21 protein-coding genes are annotated in these 24949 nt (G+C 69.7%); 10 read left to right on the plus strand and 11 right to left on the minus strand.

All coding sequences use genetic code 11. The annotated features are described in order from the left end of the window. The first annotated feature begins 53 nt into the window (after nucleotides 1-53). The gene (locus tag OG266_RS26855) at nucleotides 54-800 is read left to right on the plus strand and encodes a response regulator transcription factor (protein WP_266460726.1); all 747 of its coding nucleotides are present in this window, start codon (nucleotides 54-56) and stop codon (nucleotides 798-800) included. A gap of 57 nt (nucleotides 801-857) precedes the next feature. Here the strand turns inward: OG266_RS26855 and OG266_RS26860 are convergent, their stop codons facing one another. Both OG266_RS26860 and OG266_RS26865 read right to left on the minus strand, forming a co-directional pair. Beyond that, nucleotides 858-2048: a winged helix-turn-helix domain-containing protein gene (locus tag OG266_RS26860; RefSeq protein ID WP_371548808.1), complete on the minus strand. Its 1191-nt coding sequence runs from the start codon at nucleotides 2046-2048 to the stop codon at nucleotides 858-860. Nucleotides 2049-2198: 150 nt separating this feature from the next. Further along, nucleotides 2199-2768 (minus strand): GNAT family N-acetyltransferase, encoded by a 570-nt coding sequence (locus OG266_RS26865; protein WP_371548809.1) that lies wholly within the window; start codon nucleotides 2766-2768, stop codon nucleotides 2199-2201. 243 nt (nucleotides 2769-3011) lie between these two features. Between OG266_RS26865 and secA the strand changes: the two genes are divergently transcribed. Then, nucleotides 3012-5858 (plus strand): preprotein translocase subunit SecA, encoded by a 2847-nt coding sequence (gene secA / locus OG266_RS26870; RefSeq protein ID WP_266460734.1) that lies wholly within the window; start codon nucleotides 3012-3014, stop codon nucleotides 5856-5858. A 101-nt stretch (nucleotides 5859-5959) separates the two neighbouring features. Here secA and OG266_RS26875 read toward each other — a convergent pair whose 3' ends face one another. Next, on the minus strand, nucleotides 5960-6616 hold the full coding sequence (locus tag OG266_RS26875; RefSeq protein ID WP_371548810.1) for an Rv3235 family protein: 657 nt from the start codon (nucleotides 6614-6616) through the stop codon (nucleotides 5960-5962). A 337-nt stretch (nucleotides 6617-6953) separates the two neighbouring features. Between OG266_RS26875 and OG266_RS26880 the strand changes: the two genes are divergently transcribed. From OG266_RS26880 to OG266_RS26895, 4 genes are all read left to right on the plus strand, one after another. Continuing rightward, the gene (locus OG266_RS26880) at nucleotides 6954-7469 is read left to right on the plus strand and encodes a hypothetical protein (protein ID WP_329547287.1); all 516 of its coding nucleotides are present in this window, start codon (nucleotides 6954-6956) and stop codon (nucleotides 7467-7469) included. Between the two features lie 202 nt (nucleotides 7470-7671). Beyond that, complete coding sequence (locus OG266_RS26885; protein WP_266460743.1) at nucleotides 7672-8337, plus strand: HAD family hydrolase; 666 nt, start codon at nucleotides 7672-7674, stop codon at nucleotides 8335-8337. Nucleotides 8338-8390: 53 nt separating this feature from the next. Next, nucleotides 8391-8579, plus strand: coding sequence for a hypothetical protein (locus OG266_RS26890; RefSeq protein ID WP_371548811.1), 189 nt, complete (start codon nucleotides 8391-8393; stop codon nucleotides 8577-8579). Nucleotides 8580-9340: 761 nt separating this feature from the next. Beyond that, nucleotides 9341-14278: an NAD-glutamate dehydrogenase gene (locus OG266_RS26895; protein WP_371548812.1), complete on the plus strand. Its 4938-nt coding sequence runs from the start codon at nucleotides 9341-9343 to the stop codon at nucleotides 14276-14278. Nucleotides 14279-14351: 73 nt separating this feature from the next. Here OG266_RS26895 and OG266_RS26900 read toward each other — a convergent pair whose 3' ends face one another. Both OG266_RS26900 and OG266_RS26905 read right to left on the minus strand, forming a co-directional pair. Continuing rightward, on the minus strand, nucleotides 14352-15167 hold the full coding sequence (locus OG266_RS26900) for an ABC transporter ATP-binding protein (RefSeq protein ID WP_371552974.1): 816 nt from the start codon (nucleotides 15165-15167) through the stop codon (nucleotides 14352-14354). Nucleotide 15168: 1 nt separating this feature from the next. After that, nucleotides 15169-16113, minus strand: a complete 945-nt coding sequence (locus OG266_RS26905) for an ABC transporter permease (protein WP_371548813.1) — start codon at nucleotides 16111-16113, stop codon at nucleotides 15169-15171. A 179-nt stretch (nucleotides 16114-16292) separates the two neighbouring features. On the opposite strand from OG266_RS26905, the gene OG266_RS26910 reads away from it, so the two are divergent. Continuing rightward, nucleotides 16293-17021 carry a TetR/AcrR family transcriptional regulator gene (locus tag OG266_RS26910; protein ID WP_371548814.1) on the plus strand — a complete coding sequence of 243 codons (729 nt, stop codon included), beginning with the start codon at nucleotides 16293-16295 and terminating at the stop codon, nucleotides 17019-17021. A gap of 14 nt (nucleotides 17022-17035) precedes the next feature. Here the strand turns inward: OG266_RS26910 and OG266_RS26915 are convergent, their stop codons facing one another. Beyond that, nucleotides 17036-17221: a hypothetical protein gene (locus OG266_RS26915; protein WP_326722716.1), complete on the minus strand. Its 186-nt coding sequence runs from the start codon at nucleotides 17219-17221 to the stop codon at nucleotides 17036-17038. Between the two features lie 191 nt (nucleotides 17222-17412). Between OG266_RS26915 and OG266_RS26920 the strand changes: the two genes are divergently transcribed. Together OG266_RS26920 and OG266_RS26925 are read left to right on the plus strand one after the other, a co-directional pair. Then, nucleotides 17413-18588, plus strand: coding sequence for a histidine kinase (locus OG266_RS26920; RefSeq protein WP_371548815.1), 1176 nt, complete (start codon nucleotides 17413-17415; stop codon nucleotides 18586-18588). After that, complete coding sequence (locus tag OG266_RS26925; RefSeq protein WP_371548816.1) at nucleotides 18576-19223, plus strand: response regulator; 648 nt, start codon at nucleotides 18576-18578, stop codon at nucleotides 19221-19223. Before OG266_RS26920 ends, OG266_RS26925 begins: the two co-directional genes overlap by 13 nt. On the opposite strand, the gene OG266_RS26930 is transcribed toward OG266_RS26925, so the two are convergent. The 3 genes from OG266_RS26930 to OG266_RS26940 form a co-directional block, all read right to left on the minus strand. Further along, on the minus strand, nucleotides 19207-19911 hold the full coding sequence (locus OG266_RS26930) for a class I SAM-dependent methyltransferase (protein ID WP_371548817.1): 705 nt from the start codon (nucleotides 19909-19911) through the stop codon (nucleotides 19207-19209). The two genes, OG266_RS26925 and OG266_RS26930, sit on opposite strands and share 17 nt — an antisense overlap. A 63-nt stretch (nucleotides 19912-19974) precedes the next feature. Then, nucleotides 19975-20910 (minus strand): ADP-ribosylglycohydrolase family protein, encoded by a 936-nt coding sequence (locus tag OG266_RS26935; RefSeq protein WP_371548818.1) that lies wholly within the window; start codon nucleotides 20908-20910, stop codon nucleotides 19975-19977. Further along, on the minus strand, nucleotides 20907-21518 hold the full coding sequence (locus tag OG266_RS26940; protein ID WP_371548819.1) for a TetR/AcrR family transcriptional regulator: 612 nt from the start codon (nucleotides 21516-21518) through the stop codon (nucleotides 20907-20909). The genes OG266_RS26935 and OG266_RS26940 overlap by 4 nt, the downstream gene beginning before the upstream one ends. A 100-nt stretch (nucleotides 21519-21618) precedes the next feature. On the opposite strand from OG266_RS26940, the gene OG266_RS26945 reads away from it, so the two are divergent. Continuing rightward, nucleotides 21619-22548, plus strand: coding sequence for an oxidoreductase (locus OG266_RS26945; protein WP_371548820.1), 930 nt, complete (start codon nucleotides 21619-21621; stop codon nucleotides 22546-22548). On the opposite strand, the gene galE is transcribed toward OG266_RS26945, so the two are convergent. Continuing rightward, nucleotides 22545-23525, minus strand: coding sequence for a UDP-glucose 4-epimerase GalE (galE, locus tag OG266_RS26950; protein WP_371548821.1), 981 nt, complete (start codon nucleotides 23523-23525; stop codon nucleotides 22545-22547). The genes OG266_RS26945 and galE overlap by 4 nt on opposite strands. A gap of 75 nt (nucleotides 23526-23600) precedes the next feature. Then, nucleotides 23601-24869, minus strand: a complete 1269-nt coding sequence (locus OG266_RS26955; RefSeq protein WP_371548822.1) for a glycosyltransferase 87 family protein — start codon at nucleotides 24867-24869, stop codon at nucleotides 23601-23603. Nucleotides 24870-24949: the final 80 nt, after the last annotated feature.

Below are 24949 nucleotides of genomic sequence, written 5' to 3' on the forward strand. Positions count from 1 at the left end.
TGGGTTGGCGATGGCACAAGAAACACAGGCCACGGCCTTCAGGGGGAGGAACGATGGCGGACAGCTTCGGACCGATGCGTGACGCGGATGCCGGCGACGGCGTCGTCGCCATGGGCCCGGACGCGGGGTCTCCACGCAAGGAGCCCATCCGGGTCCTGGTGGTGGACGACCACGCCCTCTTCCGCCGCGGCCTGGAGATCGTGCTCGCGGCCGAGGAGGACATCCAGGTCGTCGGTGAGGCCGGTGACGGGGCCGAGGCGGTCGACAAAGCGGCCGATCTGCTGCCGGACATCGTGCTGATGGACGTACGGATGCCGAAGCGGGGCGGAATCGAGGCGTGCACCTCCATCAAGGAGGTGGCCCCCAGCGCGAAGATCATCATGTTGACGATCAGCGACGAGGAAGCCGATCTCTACGACGCGATCAAGGCGGGCGCGACCGGATATCTCCTCAAGGAGATTTCCACCGACGAAGTGGCCACAGCCATTCGCGCGGTGGCCGACGGACAGTCGCAGATCAGCCCCTCCATGGCGTCGAAACTGCTCACCGAGTTCAAGTCGATGATCCAGCGCACCGACGAGCGTCGGCTGGTGCCCGCGCCGCGGCTGACGGAGCGCGAGCTGGAGGTTCTCAAGCTCGTCGCCACGGGGATGAACAACCGGGATATCGCCAAGGAGTTGTTCATCTCCGAGAACACGGTGAAGAACCATGTGCGCAACATCCTGGAGAAGCTGCAGCTGCACTCCAGGATGGAGGCCGTGGTGTACGCGATGCGGGAGAAGATCCTCGAGATTCGCTAGTCACTCGGGTGAGTTGGGTGGCTTGCGTGAGTTGGGGGAGTCGGGTTCGTCGGGTGGTCACGCGAGTGCGCGTGACAGCTCTCTGGTGAGTGGGGCGCGCAGCTCCGGGGCGTCCACCCGTTCCACTCGTACGTCCGTGCAGTCCACCCAGCTCGCGGCCTCCACCAGGGCCTGGGCCACCGCGGGGACGGCCTTGGGGCCGTCCAGGGTGACCTGCTTGGCGACCAGGGTGCGGCCCTCGCGGGCGGGGTCCACGCGGCCGACGAGCCGGCCGCCGGCGAGGACCGGCATCGCGAAGTAGCCGTACACCCGCTTCGGCTTGGGGGTGTACGCCTCCAGGCGGTGGGTGAAGCCGAAGATCCGCTCGGTGCGGGCCCGCTCCCAGATGAGGGAGTCGAACGGCGACAGCAGCGTCGTACGGTGGCGGCCGCGCGGGGTCGTTTCCAGGGCCTCCGGGTCCGCCCACGCGGGCTTGCCCCAGCCCGCCACCGTCACCGGGACCAGGCCCGAGTCGGCGATCACCGCGTCGACCTGTTCGCCCTTGAGGCGGTGGTAGTCGGCGATGTCCGCGCGCGTGCCGACGCCCAGGGACTGGCCCGCGAGGCGGACGAGGCGGCGCAGGCACTCCGGGTCGTCCAGCTCGTCATGGAGCAGCGCGTCGGGGATCGCGCGCTCTGCGAGGTCGTACACCCGCTTCCAGCCGCGGCGTTCGGTGCACACCACCTCGCCGTACATCAGCGCGCGTTCCACTGCCACCTTGGTGCCCGACCAGTCCCACCACTCGCTGGTCTTCTTCGCGCCGCCCAAGTCCGTGGCCGTGAGGGGGCCTTCGGTGCGGAGCTGCTTGATGACCTGGTCGTAGGTGCCGTCCGGCAGGTCGTGGTTCCAGTGCGGGCGGGCGCGGTAGGAGCGGCGGCGGAAGGCGAAGTGGGGCCACTCCTCCACGGGGAGGATGCAGGCGGCGTGGGACCAGTACTCGAAGGCGTGGGGTGCGCCGTCGGAACCCGGCGTCCAGTACGCCTGGTCCACCGTCTTGCGGCCTACCGCGCCCAGGCGGGCGTACGGGATGAGTTCGTGGGAGCGGGCGAGGACGGAGATCGTGTCGAGTTGGACCGCGCCGAGGTGTCGCAGGACTCCGCGTACGCCGCTCCTGCGGTCCGGGGCGCCCAGGAAGCCCTGGGCGCGTAGGGCGATGCGGCGGGCTTCGTCGGTGGAGAGTTCGGTGGTGGGACGCGGGAGGCTCGTCATGTCCTCACGGTAGGCGGTGCCACTGACAGTGGGGGTCTGCCTCATGGTTCCCGGGGTGGGGGCTGGGGTCGGGGTGGGTCGCGTGGCCCGGCGCTTGCGGGGTGCCGCTGTGCCCACCCGTGCCGCCCCTAGCGGCACGCATGCCCACAGTTAAGACGGCGTCGGCAGATAAGGCGCTGTCGAGGGGAGGCCCAAGTCCGAAGGGAGCAGGGAAGCTACCCAGCAGTCTCTGCGTACGCCCTTGTTGTTGATGGCTGAGCGGAGGGTGCCTTCCAGGGTGAAGCCGGCGTTTTCGGCTACGGCGCGGGAGGCTGTGTTGCCTACCTGGGCGCGCCATTCCACCCGGTCGAGGGAGATGTCGGTGAAGGCCCAGCGGGACGCGGCGATCGCGGCCTCGGTGATGTAGCCGTTGCCGCGGTGTTCCTTCTTCGCCCAGAAGCCGATCTCGCCGGTGCCCAGGGAGCGCATCGTGATGGCGAGCATGCCCACCAGTTCTCCGGAGGGGACGAAGACGCCGAAGGTGAACATGGAGCCGTCCGCCCAGCCGTCGGGCACCATCTGGTCCGTGAAGCCCGCCGCGTGCTCGCGGAGATAGGGCGACGGGATCGTGGTCCAGCGCTGGATGTCGGGGTCCTGGACGGCGTCGTACACGGCGTCCGTGTCGTGCGGGCCGACGGTGCGCAGCAGGAGACGGTCCGTGGTCAGAGTGACGGGGTCCATCGGCCGATTCTGCTCGGGCGAGCGGAAGGACGCCATTCTTTTGCTGAGAGTGAGTGCCTCATTACTTTTCGCGACGCGAACGCGGCACCTTCCGCAACCCCTGCCCGTTGTCCTAGTGGCTGTCACGGGCAGACCTCCCGGCGCGGTGGGGTCCTCGCTTACGATGGCCGTTGCTCAAGCTGCTAATTGAATCTTCATTGCAACCGACCGTCCCAGGCCCGACCGGCAAGGAGACATAGCCCAGTGTCCGTCCTCTCAAAGATCATGCGTGCAGGCGAAGGCAAGATCCTGCGCAAACTGCACCGCATCGCGGACCAGGTCACCTCCATCGAAGAGGACTTCGTCGACCTCTCCGACGCCGAGCTGCGGGCCCTCACCGATGAGTACAAGCAGCGGTACGCCGACGGCGAGAGCCTCGACGACCTGCTGCCCGAGGCCTTCGCGACCGTCCGTGAGGCTGCCAAGCGCGTCCTTGGCCAGCGCCACTACGACGTGCAGATGATGGGCGGCGCCGCGCTCCACCTCGGCTATGTCGCGGAGATGAAGACCGGTGAGGGCAAGACCCTGGTCGGCACGCTTCCCGCGTATCTGAACGCACTCACCGGAAACGGCGTTCACCTCATCACGGTCAACGACTACCTGGCCGAGAGCCAGTCCGAGTTGATGAGCCGCGTCCACAAGTTCCTGGGCCTGACCGTCGGCTGCATCCTCGCCAACATGACGCCGGCCCAGCGTCGCGAGCAGTACGCGTGCGACATCACGTACGGCACGAACAACGAGTTCGGCTTCGACTACCTGCGCGACAACATGGCGTGGTCCCAGGAGGAGCTCGTCCAGCGCGGCCACCACTTCGCGATCGTCGACGAGGTCGACTCCATCCTCGTCGACGAGGCCCGTACGCCGTTGATCATCTCCGGCCCGGCCGACCAGGCCACCAAGTGGTACGGCGATTTCGCCAAGCTGGTCACGCGGCTGAAGAAGGGCGAGGCAGGCAACACCCTCAAGGGCATCGAGGAGACCGGGGACTACGAGGTCGACGAGAAGAAGCGCACCGTCGCCATCCACGAGTCCGGTGTCGCCAAGGTCGAGGACTGGCTGGGTATCGACAACCTGTACGAGTCGGTGAACACCCCGCTCGTCGGTTACCTGAACAACGCCATCAAGGCCAAGGAACTCTTCAAGAAGGACAAGGACTACGTCGTCATCGACGGCGAAGTCATGATCGTCGACGAGCACACCGGCCGTATCCTCGCCGGCCGCCGCTACAACGAGGGCATGCACCAGGCGATCGAGGCGAAGGAAGGGGTGGACATCAAGGACGAGAACCAGACGCTCGCCACGATCACCCTGCAGAACTTCTTCCGCCTCTACAAGCGCCACGACCAGCAGGGCAAGGAAATGCCGGGTCTCTCCGGCATGACCGGTACGGCGATGACCGAGGCCGCCGAGTTCCACCAGATCTACAAGCTCGGCGTCGTCCCGATCCCGACCAACAAGCCCATGGTCCGCAAGGACCAGTCCGATTTGATCTACCGCACCGAGGTCGCGAAGTTCGAGGCGGTCGTCGACGACATCGCCGAGAAGCACGAGAAGGGCCAGCCGATCCTCGTCGGTACGACGTCGGTCGAGAAGTCCGAGTACCTCTCGCAGCAGCTCTCCAAGCGCGGCATCCAGCACGAAGTGCTCAACGCCAAGCAGCACGACCGTGAGGCGCCGATCATCGCCCAGGCCGGCCGCAAGGGCGCTGTGACCGTGGCCACGAACATGGCCGGCCGTGGTACGGACATCAAGCTCGGCGGCAACCCGGAAGACCTCGCCGAGGCGGAGCTGCGCCAGCGCGGCCTCGACCCCGAGGAGCACATCGAGGAGTGGGCCGCCGCGCTGCCCGCCGCCCTGGAGAGGGCCAAGGAGGCGATGCAGGCCGAGTTCGAGGAGGTCAAGGACCTCGGCGGGCTGTATGTCCTGGGCACCGAGCGGCACGAGTCCCGTCGTATCGACAACCAGCTGCGCGGTCGTAGCGGCCGCCAGGGCGACCCGGGCGAGTCCCGCTTCTACCTGTCGCTGGGTGACGACCTGATGCGCCTCTTCAAGGCCGCGATGGTCGAGCGGGTCATGTCGATGGCGAACGTTCCCGACGACGTACCGATCGAGAACAAGATGGTCACGCGCGCGATCGCGTCCGCCCAGTCGCAGGTCGAGCAGCAGAACTTCGAGACCCGTAAGAACGTCCTGAAGTACGACGAGGTCCTCAACCGGCAGCGCGAGGTCATCTACGGCGAGCGCCGCCGCGTCCTGGAGGGCGAGGACCTGAAGGAGCAGATCCAGCACTTCACGGACGACACGATCGACGCGTACATCGAGGCCGAGACCGCCGAGGGCTTCGCCGAGGAATGGGACTTGGACCGGCTGTGGGGCGCCTTCAAGCAGCTCTACCCGGTGAAGGTCACCGTCGAGGAGCTCGAGGAGGCCGCCGGTGACCGTGCCGGTCTGACCGCCGACTTCATCTCCGAGTCCATCAAGGACGACGTCCACGAGCAGTACGCGGCCCGCGAGGAGCAGCTCGGCTCCGAGATCATGCGTGAGCTGGAGCGCCGGGTCGTGCTGTCGGTCCTGGACCGCAAGTGGCGCGAGCACCTCTACGAGATGGACTACCTCCAGGAGGGCATCGGCCTGCGCGCCATGGCGCAGAAGGACCCCCTGGTCGAGTACCAGCGCGAGGGCTTCGACATGTTCACCGCCATGATGGACGGCATCAAGGAGGAGTCCGTCGGCTACCTGTTCAACCTGGAGGTCCAGGTCGAGCAGCAGGTCGAGGAGGTCCCGGTCGAGGACGCCGCCGGGCCGTCCCTGGACAAGAAGACGGACGCCGTCCCCGCGGGCGCGCGTCCCGAGATCCGCGCCAAGGGGCTCGACGCCCCGCAGCGGCCGGACCGGCTGCACTTCTCCGCGCCCACCGTGGACGGCGAGGGCGGCATCGTCGAGGGCGACTTCGCCAGTGACGACGACGAGCCGGTGCGCTCCGAGTCGGACGGCCTCACGCGCGCGGAGCGCCGCAAGCAGCAGAAGGGCACGCGTCGCCGCAAGAAGTAACCCGCGGTTCGGCGGTCCAGAGTTCGGCTGAAGGGCCGGGCACCTTTGGGTGCCCGGCCCTTCGCGTTGCCTGTTGCGTCGCGAGCGAGGTGGCCCGGGGCTCAGTCGTCGTTCGTGTGTGGCATGCGGGGGCCGCCCAGTTCGACCGCCGTGCAGCGCCAGCGGAGGTCGGCGGCCTGCTCCAGGCGGAAGGCCATGGCGCGGAGCTGGTCGCCGGCGCCGATGCGGGCGAAGGCCTCGATCGCGCCGGGGCGCGGCACGTAGTAGCCGATGTCGCGGACGACCGGGCGGGTGCCGCGAGTGCGCAGCAGGCCGCGTTCGGCGAGCCAGGCCAGTTCGTCGTAGGCGCGGCCCGCGGTGTGGCGCAGCATGCAGTGGACGGGGCGCTGACCGCTCAGTACGGCGAGCAGGAGGTCGGCGAAGAGGTCGGTGGGGCGGGGGCGGGGAGCGGGCCTGTGGGGGGCCTGAGCGGGGACCGGCCCGGGTGGGGCTTCAGGGGGCGCGGTGAGGGTCGTGGCTGCCGACGACGCCGTTGGGGGGCGGGTTGTGGGCGGTGCGGTTGGCGGGCGGTTCGCGGGTCGTGCGGTGCGGGATGCGCCTCCGCCGGGGGACGTCGGGGGTGGGCTGCCTCCCGGGGCCGTACGAGGGGTGCCTCCGCCCGGTGTGCGGGGTGGGGTGCTGCCGGGGCGGCGGGAGTCCTGGCGGCCCGGCGGGCGGGTGCCCGGGTGGCGCGTCGTCCTGGTCATCACCTTGTTCATGCGTGGTCCCCGCTCGACGGGCCCGGTTTGATACCGGGCAGTAACTTTTGCGTTGGGGATCTTGTACGAGGCGGGGGCGGGCCTTCGCAAGGACGCGGGGTGCGCGTCGGGGCCGCCGGAAAGTTCACTCATCAGGGTGGCCGGGGGGTGCGGGAGGCTTGGCGGGGCCGGGGTGTACCGGGTGAATCGCGGGCCCGGGGTGGACGCCTCGGAGGGTGCGGTCGGGGACTCGAAAGGGGACGCCCGCACGTATCCTGAAGCCCTCCCGGGAGGCGCGGGACCGCCCTTCCCGGAGCCCTCCGACCACGAGACTCCCCGACTACGAAAGTGGCCAGCCATGCGCGTCTACGTCCCCCTGACCCTCTCCGGTCTCGCCGAGGCGTACAAGACGGGGGAGCTGGGGGCGGGACCGTTCGTCGCCTACGCCGTCACGCCCGCGTTGCGGGAGTGGTATCTCTCCGACGACATCGAGGAGCTCGAGTACGCGGCGCTGAACCGTGCGGCTGTGGCGTCGCTGCGGTTGCTGGCGGTTGATCCGGGGGCTGTGCGGCGGCGGGTGGTCGTCGCGGTTGATGTGGCCGACCGGGACGCGGTCGGGGATCCCGATCGGGGGCTGGATCCCGGGGCGCTCGGTGAGGTTCGGGTTTCTGGGGCTGTGCCTTTGGCCAAGGCGGCCGCTGTGCATGTCGATCTTGCGGATGCGGAGAGTGACGTCGCTGCTGCCGTGGAGGCGTTGGGGGCGGCCGATCACGGGGACGATGACGCTCAGTTCGTCGTGGACGGGGCTGAGGATCACGAGTTGTTGTGGTTCGCCACGCAGGAGATTCCCAACCTGGTGGGGTTGGGGGACTGAGGGGTCGGTTCGCTGGGTTCGGTGCCCGGCGTTGGGGCTGGGGTCGGGGTGGGTCGCGGAGCCCGGCGCTTGCGGGGTGCCGCTGTGCCCACCCGTGCCGCCCCTAGCGGCACGCATGCCCACAGCTGGGGCGGTTGCGGAGCGCACGCATGCCCGCAGCTATGACGGATGGGTGTCAGTGGGGGCGGGTATTTTCTTGTGTATGGGGAAGTACGGAGCAGCGCACATTGTGTGGGACTGGAACGGGACTCTGTTCCATGACAATGCCGCGATCATCGGGGCGACGAATGCGGCGTTCGCCGAGCTGGGGCTTGAGCCGATCACCATGGAGCGGTACAGGGCGTTGTACTGCGTTCCGGTACCGAGGTTCTATGAGCGGTTGATGGGGCGGCTGCCGACCGATGCCGAGTGGCAGGTCATGGACGAGACCTTCCATCGGTACTACGCGGAGCACCGGACCGGGTGCGAGCTCACCGAGGGTGTGCCGACACTCCTGGCCGAGTGGGGGTCGGCGGGGCACAGCCAGTCGATCCTCAGCATGTACGGGCATGACGAACTGGTCCCGCTGGTACGGGGGTTCGGGATCGAGCCGCACTTCATGCGTGTCGACGGGCGGACCGGGCCCTCCGGCGGCAGCAAGGCCGAGCACATGGTGCGGCACCTGGGCGTGCTCGCCGGCGTGGAGCCGGCCCGTGTGGTGGTGATAGGTGACGCGGCCGACGACGCGATAGCCGCCCGGCACGTTGGTGCGCAGGCGGTCCTCTACACCGGCGGTTCGCACGGCCGCGCCAGCCTGGAGGAGGTGGGCGTGCCCGTGGTGGACAGCCTGGCGGAAGCGGTCGTGGAGGCCGAGCGGCTGGCGGCCTGACCGACTTGATGCGAACCCGTTAACGCGCTCCGCAGAGTCGTACGGCGCTTCGGGTGGCGGCCGGATTCGGGGAGGGGTTCCCCGGCGGGGTGTGGCTTGCCTGGCTGTCGGCGCTGCGCGACCCGGAGCTGATGCCGCCGACGCTTGCCGTGGTGCGCGAACTGCCGGAGTGGTCCGGCGTGGGGCCGCTGGACGCGGTCGTCGCACATCTCCAGGGGCGCTGCCCGCTGGGGATGGGGTGAGGGATCCTCTGGGAGCGGTTGGGTGTCGGCAGTGTGGGTCCAGTCCCCGCGAGCCCCGGCTGTCATGGCAGGCGCCCTGCCGTTCCGCCCCGGGCGGTGTCACGGCGGCTGCCCTCGTCGGCGGGGCAGCCGCCTACCCAAGGGCCGGGGTCAGTGGGGAACCTGCCTCCCAAAGGAGCCGGGGCCAGTGGCGAACCTGCCTCCCCAAGGGCCCGGGGCCAGTGGGGAACCTGCCTCCCAAAGGGCCCGGCCGGCAGGGAATCCGCCCGCACTGCACGCCCCCGCCCCTTTCGTCCCTGTGCAGAGTGTCAAAGTTCGACCCCTGCTTTTGTACACATACGGCTCATGACGACCCCCGGGTGGGGAGCGATAGCCTGGTGGCGTGATCAGCGCGATATCTCGCGGGGGCATTGACGCCCCTGCCCCGCGCCCGGAGAGCACGGACGACATCCGTGACCGGGCGGCGGTCGCTGATCTTCGCAGGCGGGTCGGGGAGTCAAGGGCAGCACGGACACCCGGAGCGACATCCACAGTGCCGAGGGCACCCGAGGCAGCGCCTGGGGCACCCGAGGCACAGGCGGTGCCGAGAGCAGCGTCACAGTCGCCGCGGGTGCCGAGAATGGCCGATAACCCCCCGCTCATCTCTCCGTGCGGCATAGCGTCGAACCAGACCGGACACCCCGCGTCAAGACGTTGCGTCGGAGAAGAGACCGTACTTCCTTCAACGTCACGCAACGGCGCGCGACAGGAGCCAGAGGACAATGCAGACCAAGCTGGACGAAGCCAAGGCCGAGCTGCTCGAACGGGCCGCCCGGGTAGCTGAGAACAGCCCGGTCGGGGGGCACCTACCGACTGGGACGACGGGCGAGGGCACCCCCGACCGGGACACCGTGCTCGCGTTCCTCCAGCGGTACTACCTGCACACCGCAGCGGAGGACCTGACCGACCGCGACCCGGTCGACATCTTCGGAGCCGCTTTCTCGCACTACCGCCTGGCCGAGAACCGCCCCCAGGGCACGGCCAACGTGCGGGTGCACACCCCGACCGTCGACGAGAACGGCTGGACCTGCAGCCACTCCGTCGTCGAGGTCGTGACCGACGACATGCCCTTCCTCGTCGACTCGGTCACCAACGAGCTTTCGCGCCAAGGGCGCGGCATCCACCTCGTCATCCACCCGCAGGTCGTCGTACGGCGTGACCTCACCGGCAAGCTCATCGAGGTGCTGCCGACGCGGCCCACCGGCGAGCTCCCGCACGATGCCGCCGTCGAGTCCTGGATCCATGTCGAGGTCGACCGCGAGACCGACCGCGCGGATCTGAAGCAGATGACCGCCGATCTGCTGCGCGTTCTCTCCGACGTCCGCGAGACCGTCGAGGACTGGGAGAAGATGCGCGACGCCGCGCTGCGCATCGCGGAGGAGCTGCCCAAGGAGCCGACCGCGGACGACCTGCGCGACCAGGAGGTCGAGGAGGCCCGGGAGCTGCTGCGCTGGCTCGCGGACGACCACTTCACCTTCCTGGGATACCGCGAGTACGAGCTGCGGGACGACGACTCGCTCGCCGCCGTGGCCGGCACCGGGCTCGGCATCCTGCGCTCCGACCCGCACCACAGCGGCGAGGACAGCCACCCGGTCAGCCCGTCCTTCGAGCGGCTGCCCGCCGACGCCCGCGCCAAGGCCCGCGAGCACAAGCTGCTGGTGCTGACCAAGGCCAACAGCCGGTCCACCGTGCACCGGCCGTCGTACCTCGACTACGTCGGTGTGAAGAAGTTCGACGCCGAAGGCAATGTGATCGGCGAGCGGCGCTTCCTCGGGCTCTTCTCCTCGGCCGCGTACACCGAGTCCGTGCGGCGGGTTCCCGTGGTGCGCCGCAAGGTCGAGGAAGTCCTGCGCGGCGCCGGGTTCTCGCCCAACAGCCACGACGGGCGCGACCTGCTCCAGATCCTGGAGACGTACCCGCGCGACGAGCTGTTCCAGACGCCCGCGGACGAGCTGCGGTCCATCGTCACCTCCGTCCTGTACCTCCAGGAGCGGCGCAGGCTGCGGCTCTACCTGCGCCAGGACGAGTACGGGCGCTACTACTCCGCCCTCGTCTACCTCCCGCGCGACCGCTACACCACCGGCGTACGCCTGCGGATCATCGACATCCTCAAGGAAGAGCTCAACGGCACCAGCGTCGACTTCACGGCCTGGAACACCGAGTCGATCCTCTCCCGGCTGCACTTCGTGGTCCGTGTCGAGCCGGGCACCGAGCTGCCGCAGCTGTCCGACGCCGACAAGGAACGCATCGAGGCCAGGCTCGTCGAGGCCGCCCGCTCCTGGGCCGACGGCTTCGGGGAGGCGCTGACCGCCGAGTTCGGCGAGGAGCGCGCCGCCGAGTTGCTGCGCCGGTACGGGGGTGCCTTCCCCGAGGGGTACAAGGCGGACCACAACCCGCGCGCCGCCGTCGCCGACCTGGTCCACCTCGAGAGGCTGACCAGGGACGACACCAAGGACTTCGCGCTCAGTCTGTACGAGCCGGTGGGCGCGGGCCCCGGCGAGCGCCGCTTCAAGATCTACCGCACCGGCGAGCAGGTCTCGCTCTCCGCGGTCCTCCCCGCGATCAACCGCATGGGTGTCGAGGTCACCGACGAGCGTCCGTACGAGCTGCGCTGCTCGGACCGTACGACCGCCTGGATCTACGACTTCGGGCTGCGGCTGCCCAAGTCCCTGAACGGCAACGGCGACTACCTCGGTGACGACGGCCGCGAGCGGTTCCAGCAGGCCTTCGCCGCCACCTGGACCGGCGCGGCCGAGAACGACGGCTTCAACGCCCTCGTGCTGAGCGCCGGGCTCAACTGGCGGCAGGCGATGGTGCTGCGCGCGTACGCCAAGTACCTGCGCCAGGCCGGCTCGACCTTCAGCCAGGACTACATGGAGGACACCCTCCGCAACAACGTCCACACCACCCGGCTGCTCGTCTCGCTCTTCGAGGCGCGGATGTCGCCCGACCGGCAGCGCGCCGGTGTCGAGCTGACCGACGCCCTCCTCGAGGAACTGGACGCCGCTCTCGACCAGGTGGCCAGCCTGGACGAGGACCGGATCCTGCGGTCCTTCCTCACCGTCATCAAGGCGACCCTGCGTACGAACTTCTTCCAGGAGGCGCTGGGCGCGAAGCCCCACGAGTACGTCTCCATGAAGTTCGACCCGCAGGCCATCCCCGATCTGCCGGCGCCTCGGCCGGCGTACGAGATCTGGGTGTACTCGCCGCGCGTCGAAGGCGTGCACCTGCGGTTCGGCAAGGTCGCGCGCGGCGGGCTGCGCTGGTCCGACCGGAAGGAGGACTTCCGGACGGAGATCCTCGGCCTGGTCAAGGCGCAGATGGTCAAGAACACCGTCATCGTGCCGGTCGGCGCCAAGGGCGGCTTCGTCGCCAAGCAGCTGCCCGACCCGTCCGTGGACCGCGACGCCTGGCTCGCCGAGGGCATCCGCAGCTACAAGACCTTCATCTCCGCGCTGCTCGACATCACCGACAACATGGTGGCCGGTGAGGTCGTCCCGCCCGCGGACGTCGTACGGCACGACGAGGACGACACCTACCTCGTGGTCGCCGCCGACAAGGGCACCGCGACGTTCTCGGACATCGCCAACGGGGTCGCGGAGAGCTACAACTTCTGGCTCGGCGACGCCTTCGCCTCCGGCGGCTCGGCCGGTTACGACCACAAGAAGATGGGCATCACCGCGCGCGGTGCCTGGGAGTCCGTGAAGCGGCACTTCCGGGAGCTGGGCGTGAACACCCAGACCCAGGACTTCACCGTGGTCGGCGTCGGTGACATGTCCGGTGACGTGTTCGGCAACGGCATGCTGCTCAGCGAGCACATCCGGCTGGTCGCGGCCTTCGACCACCGGCACATCTTCCTCGACCCGAAGCCGGACGCCGAGACCTCGTACGCCGAGCGGCGCCGTCTCTTCGAACTGCCGCGCTCCTCATGGGCCGACTACAACAGCGAGTTGATCTCGTCCGGCGGCGGCATCTTCCCGCGTACCGCCAAGGCCATCCCGATCAACGCGCACATCCGTGAGGCCCTCGGCATCGAGTCCGGCGTCGCCAAGATGACCCCGGCCGACCTGATGAAGGCGATCCTGAAGGCGCAGGTCGACCTGCTGTGGAACGGCGGCATCGGTACGTACGTGAAGGCGTCCACCGAGACGCACGCGGACGTCGGCGACAAGGCCAACGACTCGATCCGCGTGGACGGCGCCGACCTGCGGGTCAAGGTCGTCGGCGAGGGCGGCAACCTGGGGCTCACCCAGCTCGGCCGGATCGAGTTCGCCCAGCACGGCGGCAAGATCAACACCGATGCCATCGACAACAGCGCGGGCGTGGACACCTCCGACCACGAGGTGAACATCAAGATCCTGCTCAACGCGACGGTGGCCAACGGCGACCTGACCGTCAAGCAGCGCAACAAGCAGCTCGCGGAGATGACCGAAGAGGTCGGCGCCCTGGTCCTGCGCAACAACTACGCGCAGAACGTGGCGATCGCCAACGCGCTGGCCCAGTCGCCCGACATGCTCCACGCCCAGCAGCGCTTCATGCGCACCCTGGTCAGGGAGGGCCACCTCGACCGGGCCCTGGAGTTCCTGCCCACCGACAGGCAGATCCGCGAGCGGCTCAACTCCGGGCAGGGGCTGACCGGTCCGGAGACGGCCGTCCTCCTCGCGTACACGAAGATCACGGTCTCCGACGCGCTGCTCGCCACCTCGCTGCCGGACGACCCGTACCTCCAGCGCCTGTTGCACGCCTACTTCCCGACCGCGCTGCGCGAGAAGTTCCGCGAGCAGATCGACGGGCATGCGCTGCGCCGCGAGATCGTGACGACCGTCCTGGTCAACGACACGGTCAACACGGGTGGTACGAGCTTCCTGCACCGCCTGCGTGAGGAGACGGGTGCCTCGCTCGAGGAGATCGTCCGGGCGCAGACCGCGGCTCGCGCGATCTTCGAGTCGAGCAAGGTGTGGGACTCGGTGGAGGCGCTCGACAATGTCGTCGCCGCCGACGTCCAGACCCGGATCCGGCTCCACTCGCGCCGGCTCGTCGAGCGCGGCACGCGCTGGCTGCTCAACAACCGGCCGCAGCCGCTCCAGCTCGCCGAGACGATCGGCTTCTTCAGCGACGGGGTCGAGCAGGTCTGGTCCGAGCTGCCCAAGCTGCTGCGCGGCGCGGATCTGGAGTGGTACCAGCAGATCTACGACGAGCTGTCGGGTGCGGGCGTCCCGGACGAACTCGCCACACGGGTGGCCGGGTTCTCCTCGGCCTTCCCGACGCTGGACATCGTCGCGGTGGCCGACCGCACGGGCAAGGACCCGATGGGCGTCGCCGAGGTCTACTATGACCTCGCCGACCGCCTGGGCATCACCCAGCTGATGGACCGCATCATCGAGCTCCCGCGCGCCGACCGCTGGCAGTCCATGGCCCGCGCCTCCATCCGCGAGGACCTGTACGCGGCCCACGCGGCGCTCGTCGCCGACGTCCTCTCGGTCGGCAACGGAGCCTCCACTCCCGAGCAGCGCTTCAAGGCATGGGAGGAGCGGAACGCGGCGATCCTCGGCCGGGCCCGCACCACGCTGGAGGAGATCCGCAGCTCGGACGCGTTCGACCTGGCGAATCTGTCGGTGGCTATGCGGACGATGCGGACGCTGTTGCGGACGCATTCGTAGCCCGTACGCAGTTGGGGGCGCCCCTGGCCTTTACGGCCGGGGGCGCCCCCTTTTTCCTGCCGAGCGCCGGGCTCTACTTCCCCGTGAACTTCTCGTACTCCTTGAGGACGTCCTCCGTCGGGCCGTCCAGGCGGAGTTCCCCCCGCTCCAGCCACAGCACCCGGTCACACGTATCCCGGATCGACTTGTTGTTGTGGCTCACGAGGAACACGGTGCCGGCAGTCTTCCGCAGCTCCCGGATGCGAGCCTCGGAGCGCTTCTGGAAGGAGCGATCCCCCGTCGCCAGGGCCTCGTCGATCATCAGGACGTCGTGGTCCTTGGCGGCGGCGATGGAGAACCGGAGACGGGCCGACATGCCGGACGAGTACGTGCGCATGGGGAGCGTGATGAAGTCGCCCTTCTCGTTGATGCCGGAGAAGTCGACGATCTCCTGGTAGCGCTCGCGCACCTGCTCCTTGGACATGCCCATCGCGAGGCCGCCGAGGTAGACGTTGCGCTCGCCCGTGAGGTCGCCCATCAGGGCCGCGTTGACGCCGAGGAGCGAGGGCTGGCCGTCGGTGTAGATCCTGCCGTTCTCCACCGGGAGCAGACCCGCGCACGCCTTGAGCAGCGTGGACTTGCCGGAGCCGTTGGTGCCGATCAGGCCGATGGCCTCGCCCCGGTACGCCGTGAAGGAGACGTTCTTGACGGCGTGCACCTTGCGGACACCGGACGCCTTCTCGGACTTCTCGCGGCGCAGGATGCGGTTGAGCGCGGCGGTGGCGGAACCGCGGCCGCCGCCGGTGCCGTTGACGCGGTAGACGATGTCGACCTGGTCGACGATGACCGTGGGGACCAGCTCGCCGGGGGTGTCCACGGGGGCGGTCTCAGGGGTGCTCTTCGTGATGATGTCAGCCACGGCCGTACGTCTCCTCAGCCTTCCAGAAGTACAGGAAACCGCCCACGCCGGCGAGCAGCGACCAGCCCGTCGCGACCGCCCACACGTGGGGCGGCAGCTGACCGGCGTGGAAGCTGTCGATCAGCGCGAACCGCATCAGGTCGATGTAGACGGCGGCGGGGTTGGACTGCAGCGCGACCAGGACCCAGCCGGGCAGGTCCTGGTGCCTCAGGACGTGCTCGATGCTCCACATGACGCCCGAGATGTACATCCAGGTGCGCAGCAGGAACGGCATGAGCTGCGAGATGTCGGGGAACTTCGCGCCCATCCGGGCCATGACCATCGCCACGCCCGCGTTGAAGACGAACTGGAGCGTCAGGGCGGGGATGACGAGCAGCCAGGACATGCTGACCGGCACACCGAAGGCGAGCAGGATCACGACCAGCGCGCACATCGAGAACAGCAGCTGCTGGAGCTGCTGGAGGCAGTACGACACCGGCAGCGCGGCCCGCGGGAAGTGCAGGGCCCGTACGAGCCCGAGGCTGCCGGAGATCGCCCGGGTCCCCGCCATGATCGAACTCTGCGTGAAGGTCCACACGAAGACGCCCGTGACCAGGAACGGGATGTAGTCGGGAATCCCCTTACTGGTGCCCATCAGGATGCCGAAGATGAAGTAGTAGACCGCCGCGTTCAACAGCGGGGTCGCCACTTGCCAGAGCTGGCCGAGCTTCGCCTGGCTGTACTGGGCGGTGAGCCTCGCGGTGGCGAAGGCGGTGATGAAGTGGCGCCGCGCCCACAGCTGGCGGATGTACTCGGGCAGGGAGGGTCGGGCACCGCTGACGGTGAGGCCGTACCGGGCGGCGAGCGCCTCGGCGGACTCGTCGGCGGTCTGGCCGACGGTGGTCTCACGGGTGGGGGAGACCGACGTCGGGGGCGGTGTGTCGAGGACCTGGCTCACATCCGCTGCTTTCGCTCGGGGGGTGGGGTGCGAGTCGCTCGGTTCCGTCCTTGACCTGTTCATACGCCGTCTTTACCGTCTTCTTACGTCGGGACGGGACCGTATCGTCGCAACGTGAGAGTAGGCCTTTTCCACGTCGGAACGCAACCGTTTCGTCGTAACGCCCTATGCTGGAGCGCATGACGACGAACGCCGACGCCACCGGGACCATGAACGGCACCGTGACCGGGGCCGTGACCGGCACCGGGGCTGCGGCGAAGGGTGGAAAGCGGTCCGGAACCGGGCCCGGGGCCGGGACCGTTCCGGGTAAGGTCCCGCGCCGCCGGGCTCCCGCCGGGGCGGCCGTCCTCCGGGAAGATGTGACGGAAGCCATCCGCCTCGCCGTCTTCGAGGAGCTCGCGGCCGTCGGCTATGCCCGGATGTCCATCGAGGGCATCGCGCGCCGCGCGGGCGTGGGCAAGACGGCGGTGTACCGCCGCTGGCGCTCGAAACTCCACCTCGTCCTCGACCTGGTCTCGGCCGTCGCGGTCCAGGGCCTGCCCGCGCCGGACACCGGCTCCCTGGAGGGCGACCTGCGGCTGCTGTACGAGGTCACGTCCCGCGCGCTGCGCCACCCGGTCGCCGGCCAGATCATCCCCGACCTGCAGGCCGAGGCGGCCCGCAACCCCGAGATCGCCGACGCCATGCAGAAGGCCCTGCGCGAGGGCCAGCAGGGCGTCGCGAACGGGATCGTCGCGGCGGCCGCCGCCCGGGGAGAGGTCCGCGAGGGAATCAGCCTCGACCTCGCGCTCGACCTGATGTCCGGGCCGCTGTACTGGCGGGCCGTGGTGGTCCGGGGCCCGAAGCTGCCGAAGGGGTATCTGGCGAGTCTGGCCCGGGCCACGGCGGCGGCGCTCAAGGCGTTGTGACGGCCGCTGAGCCGTCAGGCTCGCTGCTGACCACGACCCCGGACCAGGCTGACGCCCGCTCCCAGTGAGACGACGCCCATGCCGACGGCGGTCATGATCCCCTGCGAGCCGTCCACGGCGAAGGGGGCGACCGCGGCGACGGCGAGGTTGAACAGGAACAGGAACCACAGGACGGGCTTCGAGGAGAGCAGCGACTTCATGACGGGTTTCCTTCGCTTCGGGGGGCCCTGAACCCCGGGGACCCGGGGACCGACTGAGATCAACGATCCCGTCGTCAGCTCGGCGCTTCGAGGGAGTGCGCTCCCGAAGTGGGGGTGTAGCGGGCTACACCACGGGGGCGGCGGGGATCCGCGCGGATCCCCGCCGGAGGCCGTCGCCTAACCTGATCACCATGCGGAACACGGTGCGGCAGGCGGCTCGGGCCACGGTCCAGCTGGCCGGGGCTGTCGTGCTGGCCTTCTTCTCGATCATCTTCATCACCGTGCTGCTGATCACTGCCGTCGCCACGCTCGCCGTGGTCGGTGCCGGGCTGCTACCGGAGACGGTGCTGCTGATACGGCGTATGGCCGGGGCCAAGCGACGCGCGGTGGCCGCGTGGTCGGGCCGGGAGATCCCCGAGGCGTATCTGCCTATCGAGGGCCCGCTGCGCGAGCGGCTGCGCACGGCGGTCCGCGACCCCGGCACGCATGCCGATCTCCGCTGGATGGTCGCGTACTACGGGTACGGCTGCCTCGGGTTCCTGGCAGTGCCGTTGTGGCTCGTCGGTCTGCTCGTCGACGGCGTGTGGCAGGGGCTGCTGGGCCGGGAGGCGGTCGTACTCTCGTTGATCAGCCGTGTCGCGGACCTCGACGCGGCCTGGTCGACCGCCCTGCTCAAGCCCTCGCCGAAGGCGCGGCTCGTCGAGCGGGTCGAGGAGCTGACCGAGACCCGGGCGGGTGCGATCGCCGCGCACGGTGCCGAACTGCGCCGTATCGAACGGGACTTGCACGACGGTACGCAGGCGCGCCTTGTCGCGCTGTCGATGCGGATCGGGCTGGCGAAACGGGCGTACGAACGCGACCCGGAGGCCGCGCGCAAGCTGCTCGACGACGCCCAGGACCAGGCCGAGGAGGCCCTGACCGAGCTGCGCCACGTCGTACGCGGCATCCATCCGCCGATCCTCACCGACCGGGGGCTCGCGGGAGCGGTACGGGCGCTGGCAGCCAGCAGCGGGCTCGATGTCACCGTACGGGTGGACGGCCTTGAGGACCGTCACGCGGGCGCTGCGGACGACGGGCCGCGGCCGCCGGCTGCGGTCGAGGCGGCCGCGTACTTCGTCGTGGCCGAGGCACTCACGAACGCGGTCAAGCACAGCGGGGCGGAGCGGGCGTCGGTCCAACTGGTGCGGCTGCCTGCGGGGTTGAGGGTTGTCGTACGGGACGAAGGGCGCGGCGGGGCAGATGAGGCGGGCGGTTCCGGGCTGCTCGGCATGCGGCGCCGCGTCGCCGCGCTCGATGGGACCTTGCTGGTGACCAGCCCCGCCGGGGGGCCGACCGTGATCGAAGTGGAGCTGCCGTGCGTGTGGTGATCGCGGAGGACAACGCCCTGCTGCGGGAGGGGCTCGTGCTGCTGCTCACCTCCTCCGGCCATGAGGTCGTGGCGGTGGCCGGCAGCGGGCCCGAGGTGCTGCCCGCCCTCATCGAGCACCGTCCGGACGTCGCCGTCCTCGACGTCCGGATGCCGCCGGGCTTCCGCGACGAGGGCCTGCGCGCGGCGCTCGCCGCCCGTAAGGAGATCCCCGGGCTGCCGGTGCTCGTGCTCTCCCAGTACGTCGAGGAGTCGTACGCCGCCGAGTTGCTCGGCGGTGGTGCGAGCGGGGTCGGCTACCTGCTCAAGGACCGGGTGGGCCGGGTCGACGAGTTCCTTGACGCCCTGGAACGGGTCGCCGCCGGCGGCACGGCCCTCGACCCCGAGGTCGTCACCGAACTCCTCACCCGCCGCCGCGACTCGCCCCTCGACTTCCTGACCCCCCGCGAACGCGAGGTCCTCGAGCTGATGGCCGAGGGCCACGACAACGCCACCATCGCCAAGACCCTCGTCGTCACGGAACGCTCGGTCAGCAAACACATCGGCAACGTGTTCCTGAAACTGGGCCTGCCACCGAGCGACAGCGGACACCGGAGGGTGCTGGCCGTACTGGCGTATCTCAACCGGGAGTTGTGAGCTTCACGCAGAGGAATCCGAACAGGTCAGGGATGCCGCCGGGGCCTGCCTCGACGGTGCGCACCAGGCGCAGGCCGGCTGCCGTGGTGGCGTTGAGGAGGTCCCCCAGGGGGAGGTGCCAGGCGCCGACCCGGGCGCGGACCCCCGCGGGGTTCCACGCGTCGAAGGAACGGGAGCGGTCGGCGTACCGTTCGTCGACGACGATCCTCGGCCGGTCGCTCCAGTCGGCGAACGCGCCGATGTAGCAGGGGTGTACGCCCAGATGCACGAACCGTCCGCCGGGCTGCAGAACGCGGGCGATCTCGCGCAGAACGGCCGCGTAGTCGGGCACGTCGGTATGAGCCAGGACGCAGACGGCGGCGGGCAGCGAGCCATCCGCGAACGGAAGCGCCGTCGAGTCAGCCCTGACGACGGGCAACCTGCCCACCGCATGCCGGAGTTGACCACCCGACAGATCCACCCCCACCGGCGCCCACCCCAGCCCGCCCAGCACGTACGCGTGAGCCCCCGTCCCACAGCAGACGTCCAGGCACGTCCCCTCACCGGCACCCAGCAGATCCTCAAGCGTGGCGTGCACCCGCTGGATGTACTCACCGGCCCTGCCGGCCGACATGAACTCGTTGTACCAGTCGGCGTGTTCGTCGTAGGTCGCCGTCGCCGTCGTCCCTGTGTCCTCATCGGCTCCCATGCCGTCGAGGCTAGGGACGGCGGACCTCGGCGCGTGGACCTGTTCGCTCAAGGCTTCAGCACGTCAGCCTGCCAACTCGCTTGCCAGGGCCGTCAGTTCCGCCGAGCGCAGGATCCGCCCGCGGGAGCCCGGCAGGGGTACGTGCAGGGGCTCGGTCCATCGGGCCGGAATGGCGTTCGCCCCGTATACGGCTCCGGCCAGGGCGCCCGTCACGGCCGCGACCGTGTCTGTGTCGCCGCCGAGGTCGATCGCCGCGCGCACGGCTTCCTCGTAGGAGCCGGTCGTCCGCAGGGACCATACGGCGGAGCCCAGGCACGGCCAGACCGCGCCGTTGAACTCGGTGGCCTGGTCGGGGTGCCAGTCGGGGGCGAGGACGGTGGCATAGCGGGCGCGGTGGCCGGGGTGGACGGCGGTGAGGGTTTCCCGGATCGCGGTGAGGGGGTCGTGGCCGTCGAGTGCCACCCGGATCAGTTCGTGGAAGAGCGCTGTGCCTTCCCAGGCCGCTCGGTCGCCGTGGGTGAGGGCGGCGATGCTGCGGGCGGCGGCCATGGTGGCAGTCCGGCCCTGCGGGGCGAAGTACACGGCGGAGGTGGCCGCCCGCATCAACGAGCCGTTGCCCGCTGCTCGTTGGTTCTCCTGGAAGTGGATCGGCGCGGCCAGGTCCCAGGGGTCTCCGCTGGTGAGGACCGCCTCCGTCTGCAGGCCTATGTCCTTGGGGTCCGCTGCCGCCCATCGCTGGAACCTGCGGAAGATGTCCGGGAGTTCGAGGCCGTCGTGGTCGAGGAGCGACTCACCGACCAGTACGGCCATCTGCGTGTCGTCCGTGGCCTCGCCCGGCTCCCAGCCGCCGCCTCCGCACATCTCCCCGCCGTGACCGGGGGCGGGGAAGCGTTCCGTGAACGCGCCTTCGGGGCCGAACTCGAAGGGGGCGCCGAGGGCGTCGCCCACCGCGGAGCCGAGCACTGCCCCGGTGGTGCGGGCGTCACGGGCGACGGTCATCGGGGCGAGTCCGGGGCGCTGCCCCTGAGGGTGAAGGCGATTACGTTCTCCAGGTCCACGTCCGGGGTTTCGGTGGGGAGTGTGCCGCTTACGGCGATGCTGGCGTAGCCGTGGAGGGTGGTGAAGAGGGGGAGGGCGATGCTTTCGATGGGGCCCTCGCGGACCTCGCCTCGGCGCTGGCCTTCCTCGATGAGGCGGGTGGCCAGTACGCCCATGTTCTGGGAGGCGGCGACCAGGGCCGCGGAGGCCGCCGGGTCGTGCTTGATCGAGAACATGAGGTCGAGGAGTTCCGCGTTGGCGGTGGCGAAGCCGACGTAGGAGCGGGCCAGGGCGCCGAGGCGGTCGGCGAAGGTCTCGTCCGCCGTCTCCTGTGACGCGGCCAGCGTCTCGCCGAAGCGCTCGAAACCGACCAGGGCCAGCGCGTCCAGCAGGGCCTGCTTGTCCTTGAAGTGACGGCTCGGCGCGGCGTGGCTGACGCCCAGGTCGCGGGCCAGTTCGCGCAGGGACAGGGCGGCGGGGCCCTTCTCCCTGAGCGTCTCCTCGGCGCGGGTCAGCAGGGCGGCGCGTAGGTCTCCGTGGTGGTAGCGGCGTGTCTGGCGAGTCTGCATGGCCCTCAGTGTAGTGGCCATGTGAACGCTGGCTACATTGTTGTCGACGTCATCATTGTTGGCGTTGACAGCATTGTTGTCGACGCCTACATTCGGAGTCATGGCTACCAAGCAGACGTGGAACGCAAGCGACATCGTCGACCAGACCGGCCGTACCGCCGTCGTGACCGGCGCCAACAGCGGGCTCGGTATCGCCACCGTCGAAGCCCTGGCCCGTGCGGGCGCGCACGTCGTACTCGCCGTACGGGACGTGAAGCGTGGCGAGGACGCCGCCCGCACCGTCCAGGGCGCCAAGGGCACCGTCGAGGTGCGCCGCCTCGACCTCGCGGACCTCGCCTCGGTGCGGGAGTTCGCCGAGTCCTGGCAGGGTGATCTGGACCTGCTGATCAACAACGCGGGCGTCATGAACATCCCCGAGGCCAGCACCAAGGACGGCTTCGAGATGCAGTTCGGGACGAACCACCTGGGGCACTTCGCCCTGACCAACCTGCTGCTGCCGTACGTCACCGACCGCGTGGTCACCGTGTCCTCCGGGTCCCACCGGTTCCCCGGCAGCCCCCACATGCACTTCGACAACCTGAATCTGACCGGCGAGTACTCACCCACGGTTGCCTACAGCCAGTCCAAGCTCGCCAACCTGCTCTTCACCCTGGAACTGCAGAGCCGGCTGGCCGCCGAGGGATCGTCCGTGCGGGCCCTCGCCGCGCACCCCGGCTGGGCCGCCACCCAGCTCCAGAGCCATGACGGAAGCGCCGTGCGGCGCGCCTTCATGGCGGTGGGCAACCGCTTCATCGCCCAGGACAACACGGCCGGCGCCCTGCCCACGCTGTACGCCGCCACGCAGGATCTGCCCGGCGCCAGCTACGTCGGCCCGGACGGTTTTGCCGAGATGCGCGGCGGACCGGCCCTCGTCGGCCGCTCGGCCGCGGCCAGCGACCCGGAGTCCGCCGTCCGCCTGTGGGCGGCCTCGGAGCAACTGACCGGCGTCACGTTCCCGCAGCTGAGCAGCCTGGCAGTGAACGTCGTCTAGTCCCGCGCCGCCTCCGGATGCAGCCGCACCCACCCCGCCCACGCCGATGTGATCATGTCCTGGACGTCGTACTTCGCCTTCCAGCCCAGTTCCACGGCGATGCGGTCGGCCGAGGCCACCACGCGGGCCGGGTCACCGGGACGGCGGGGAGCGGTCACCGGAGGGCGGTCGTAACCGGTGATCGCGTTGATCCGGTCGATCATCTCGCGCACCGAAACGCCTTCCCCGCGGCCGATGTTGAGGGTCAGGTTCCTTCCCGGGGACGACTGCAGGGCGCGGGCCGCGATCACATGGGCCTCCGCCAGGTCCACCACGTGGATGTAGTCGCGGACGCAGGTCCCGTCGGGGGTCGGGTAGTCGTCGCCGAAGATGCGCGGTGGCGCGTCCTCGGTGAGCTTCTCGAAGACCATGGGGACGAGGTTGAAGACGCCGACGTCCGCGAGTTCGGGCGTCGCCGCTCCCGCCACGTTGAAGTAGCGCAGGGACGCGGTGGACAGACCGGTGGCGCGGCCCGTCGCGCGGACCAGCCACTCACCCGCCAGCTTCGTCTCGCCGTACGGGCTCATCGGCAGGCACGGCGTCTCCTCCGTCACCAGGTCCACATCCGGCATGCCGTACACCGCGGCCGACGACGAGAAGACGAAGGACGACACCGACGCGGCGGTGACCGCCTCCAGCAGCACCCGCAGGCCCTCGACGTTCTCCCGGTAGTAGTGCAGGGGCAGTTCCACCGACTCGCCGACCTGCTTCTTCGCTGCCAGGTGTACGACGCCGGTGACGGAGTGTTCCTCGATCGTGCGGGCCAGGAGTTCGGCGTCCAGCGTCGAGCCGACCACCAGCTGGACACCGGAAGGCACCCGCTCCGCGATCCCCGTGGACAAGTCGTCGTAGACCACGGCCTGTTCGCCCGCGTCGAGCATCGCGCGGACGACGTGCGCCCCGATGTAGCCGGCGCCGCCGGTGATCAGCCAGGTCATGTGCGGCCGTCCCCTCGTGGGTGAGCCGGGTGGGCCCGTGAACCGGTGGTCCCGCCCGTGTTGTTCGGTCGCGTCTCAGTGAATCAGGCGAAGGGGCTCCGGGTTCCGGGCCGGAACGTTCGACTGCGCCGAACCCGTCATGGGTGGTAGGCCCGACCGCCACAGCCGTGAGAAGGACAGCGCCGCCGCGGACGCCAGCAGGCCGTTGCGCAGGAGCATCAGCAGGCAGCCCGTCCAGGTGCTGTGGACGACCTCCTCGTACATGACGGGGTACACGACCGAACTGACCGCCGTCGCCGCCACGATCAGCGCCGCCACCGGGCGCTGCGTGGTGTGCCGCGAGGTCAGGCACACGGCGGACAGACCGAGCAGCCACACCATGTACTGGGGGCTGATCACCCGGCTGGTCACCGTGAAGAGCAGTACGGCGGCGAGCGCGGCGTCGTACGGGGTCGCCGCCGTCCAATGCCGTGCGCGCACCCGCCACAGCAGCAACAGCCCGAAGGCGGCGACCGTGAGGGCGAGCGAGAGGGCCGCGACGGCGGAGACGTACGGGCCGACGAACTCCATCGCGCCGTACTGGTAGCGCACGGTGCCCGGCCAACCGGCGTGGCGCGCGAGGCCGAGGACCGTGCCGCCGAGCGACTCGATCTGTACGCCCCGGCCGCCCTGCTGGCGCAGGAAACCGAAGGGGTTGCCGAAGGCGGCCGTCAGCAGCGTGAGCATGGCCGCCGCCGTGACCACCGCCGACGTCCAGGCCCCTCGTGTCGTACGGCCCCTCGGTGTGCCGATGAGCGCCAGCGCGGGCCAGACCTTCACCAGGGCGCCCAGCGCGGCGAACGCCCCGCACGCGCGCGTGGAGCGCGACAACGTCAACAGGGAGATGACGGCGAAGGCCGTGACCTGCACGTCGTAGCGAACGAGCGGAAGGTGCAGGAGAAGGGGGAGCCCCGCCGTCCACAGGGCCGCGCCGCGCAGGGTCCGGCCGGGCCGGGTGCCCGCGCGCGTGAGGGCGATCGTGATCGCGGCGTCCGTGAGGAGGGTCAGCGTCACGAAGGCCGTGAAGTACGTCAGGGCCGGCAGCAGCGCGGGGGCGAGCAGCACCGGGCCCGCGCCCGGCGGGTACTGCCACAGCCGGTCGTCCGTCGGAAAGGCGCCGTGGGACAGCACGCCGTACCAGCGGAAGTACAGGTTGCCGACCTCGCGCGAGACCCCGCCGTGGCCGAGCGGGCGGAGGTGGTCGTGGGCGAGCAGCCACAGCATCAGGGCGCGGGTGGCGAGCCAGGCGGCGGCCAGGAGGAGCAGGCGCTGGTGTTTCGGCAAGGTGCTCGTCAAGGTGCTCATCAAGGCCGGATCGTAAGCCGCATGGATGGGGCAAAAGTGTTGATACGCCGTCAATCACCTTCAAAGGTTGTTTAATCGCA

The organism is Streptomyces sp. NBC_00554, from assembly GCF_041431135.1.
Lineage (GTDB): Bacteria > Actinomycetota > Actinomycetes > Streptomycetales > Streptomycetaceae > Streptomyces.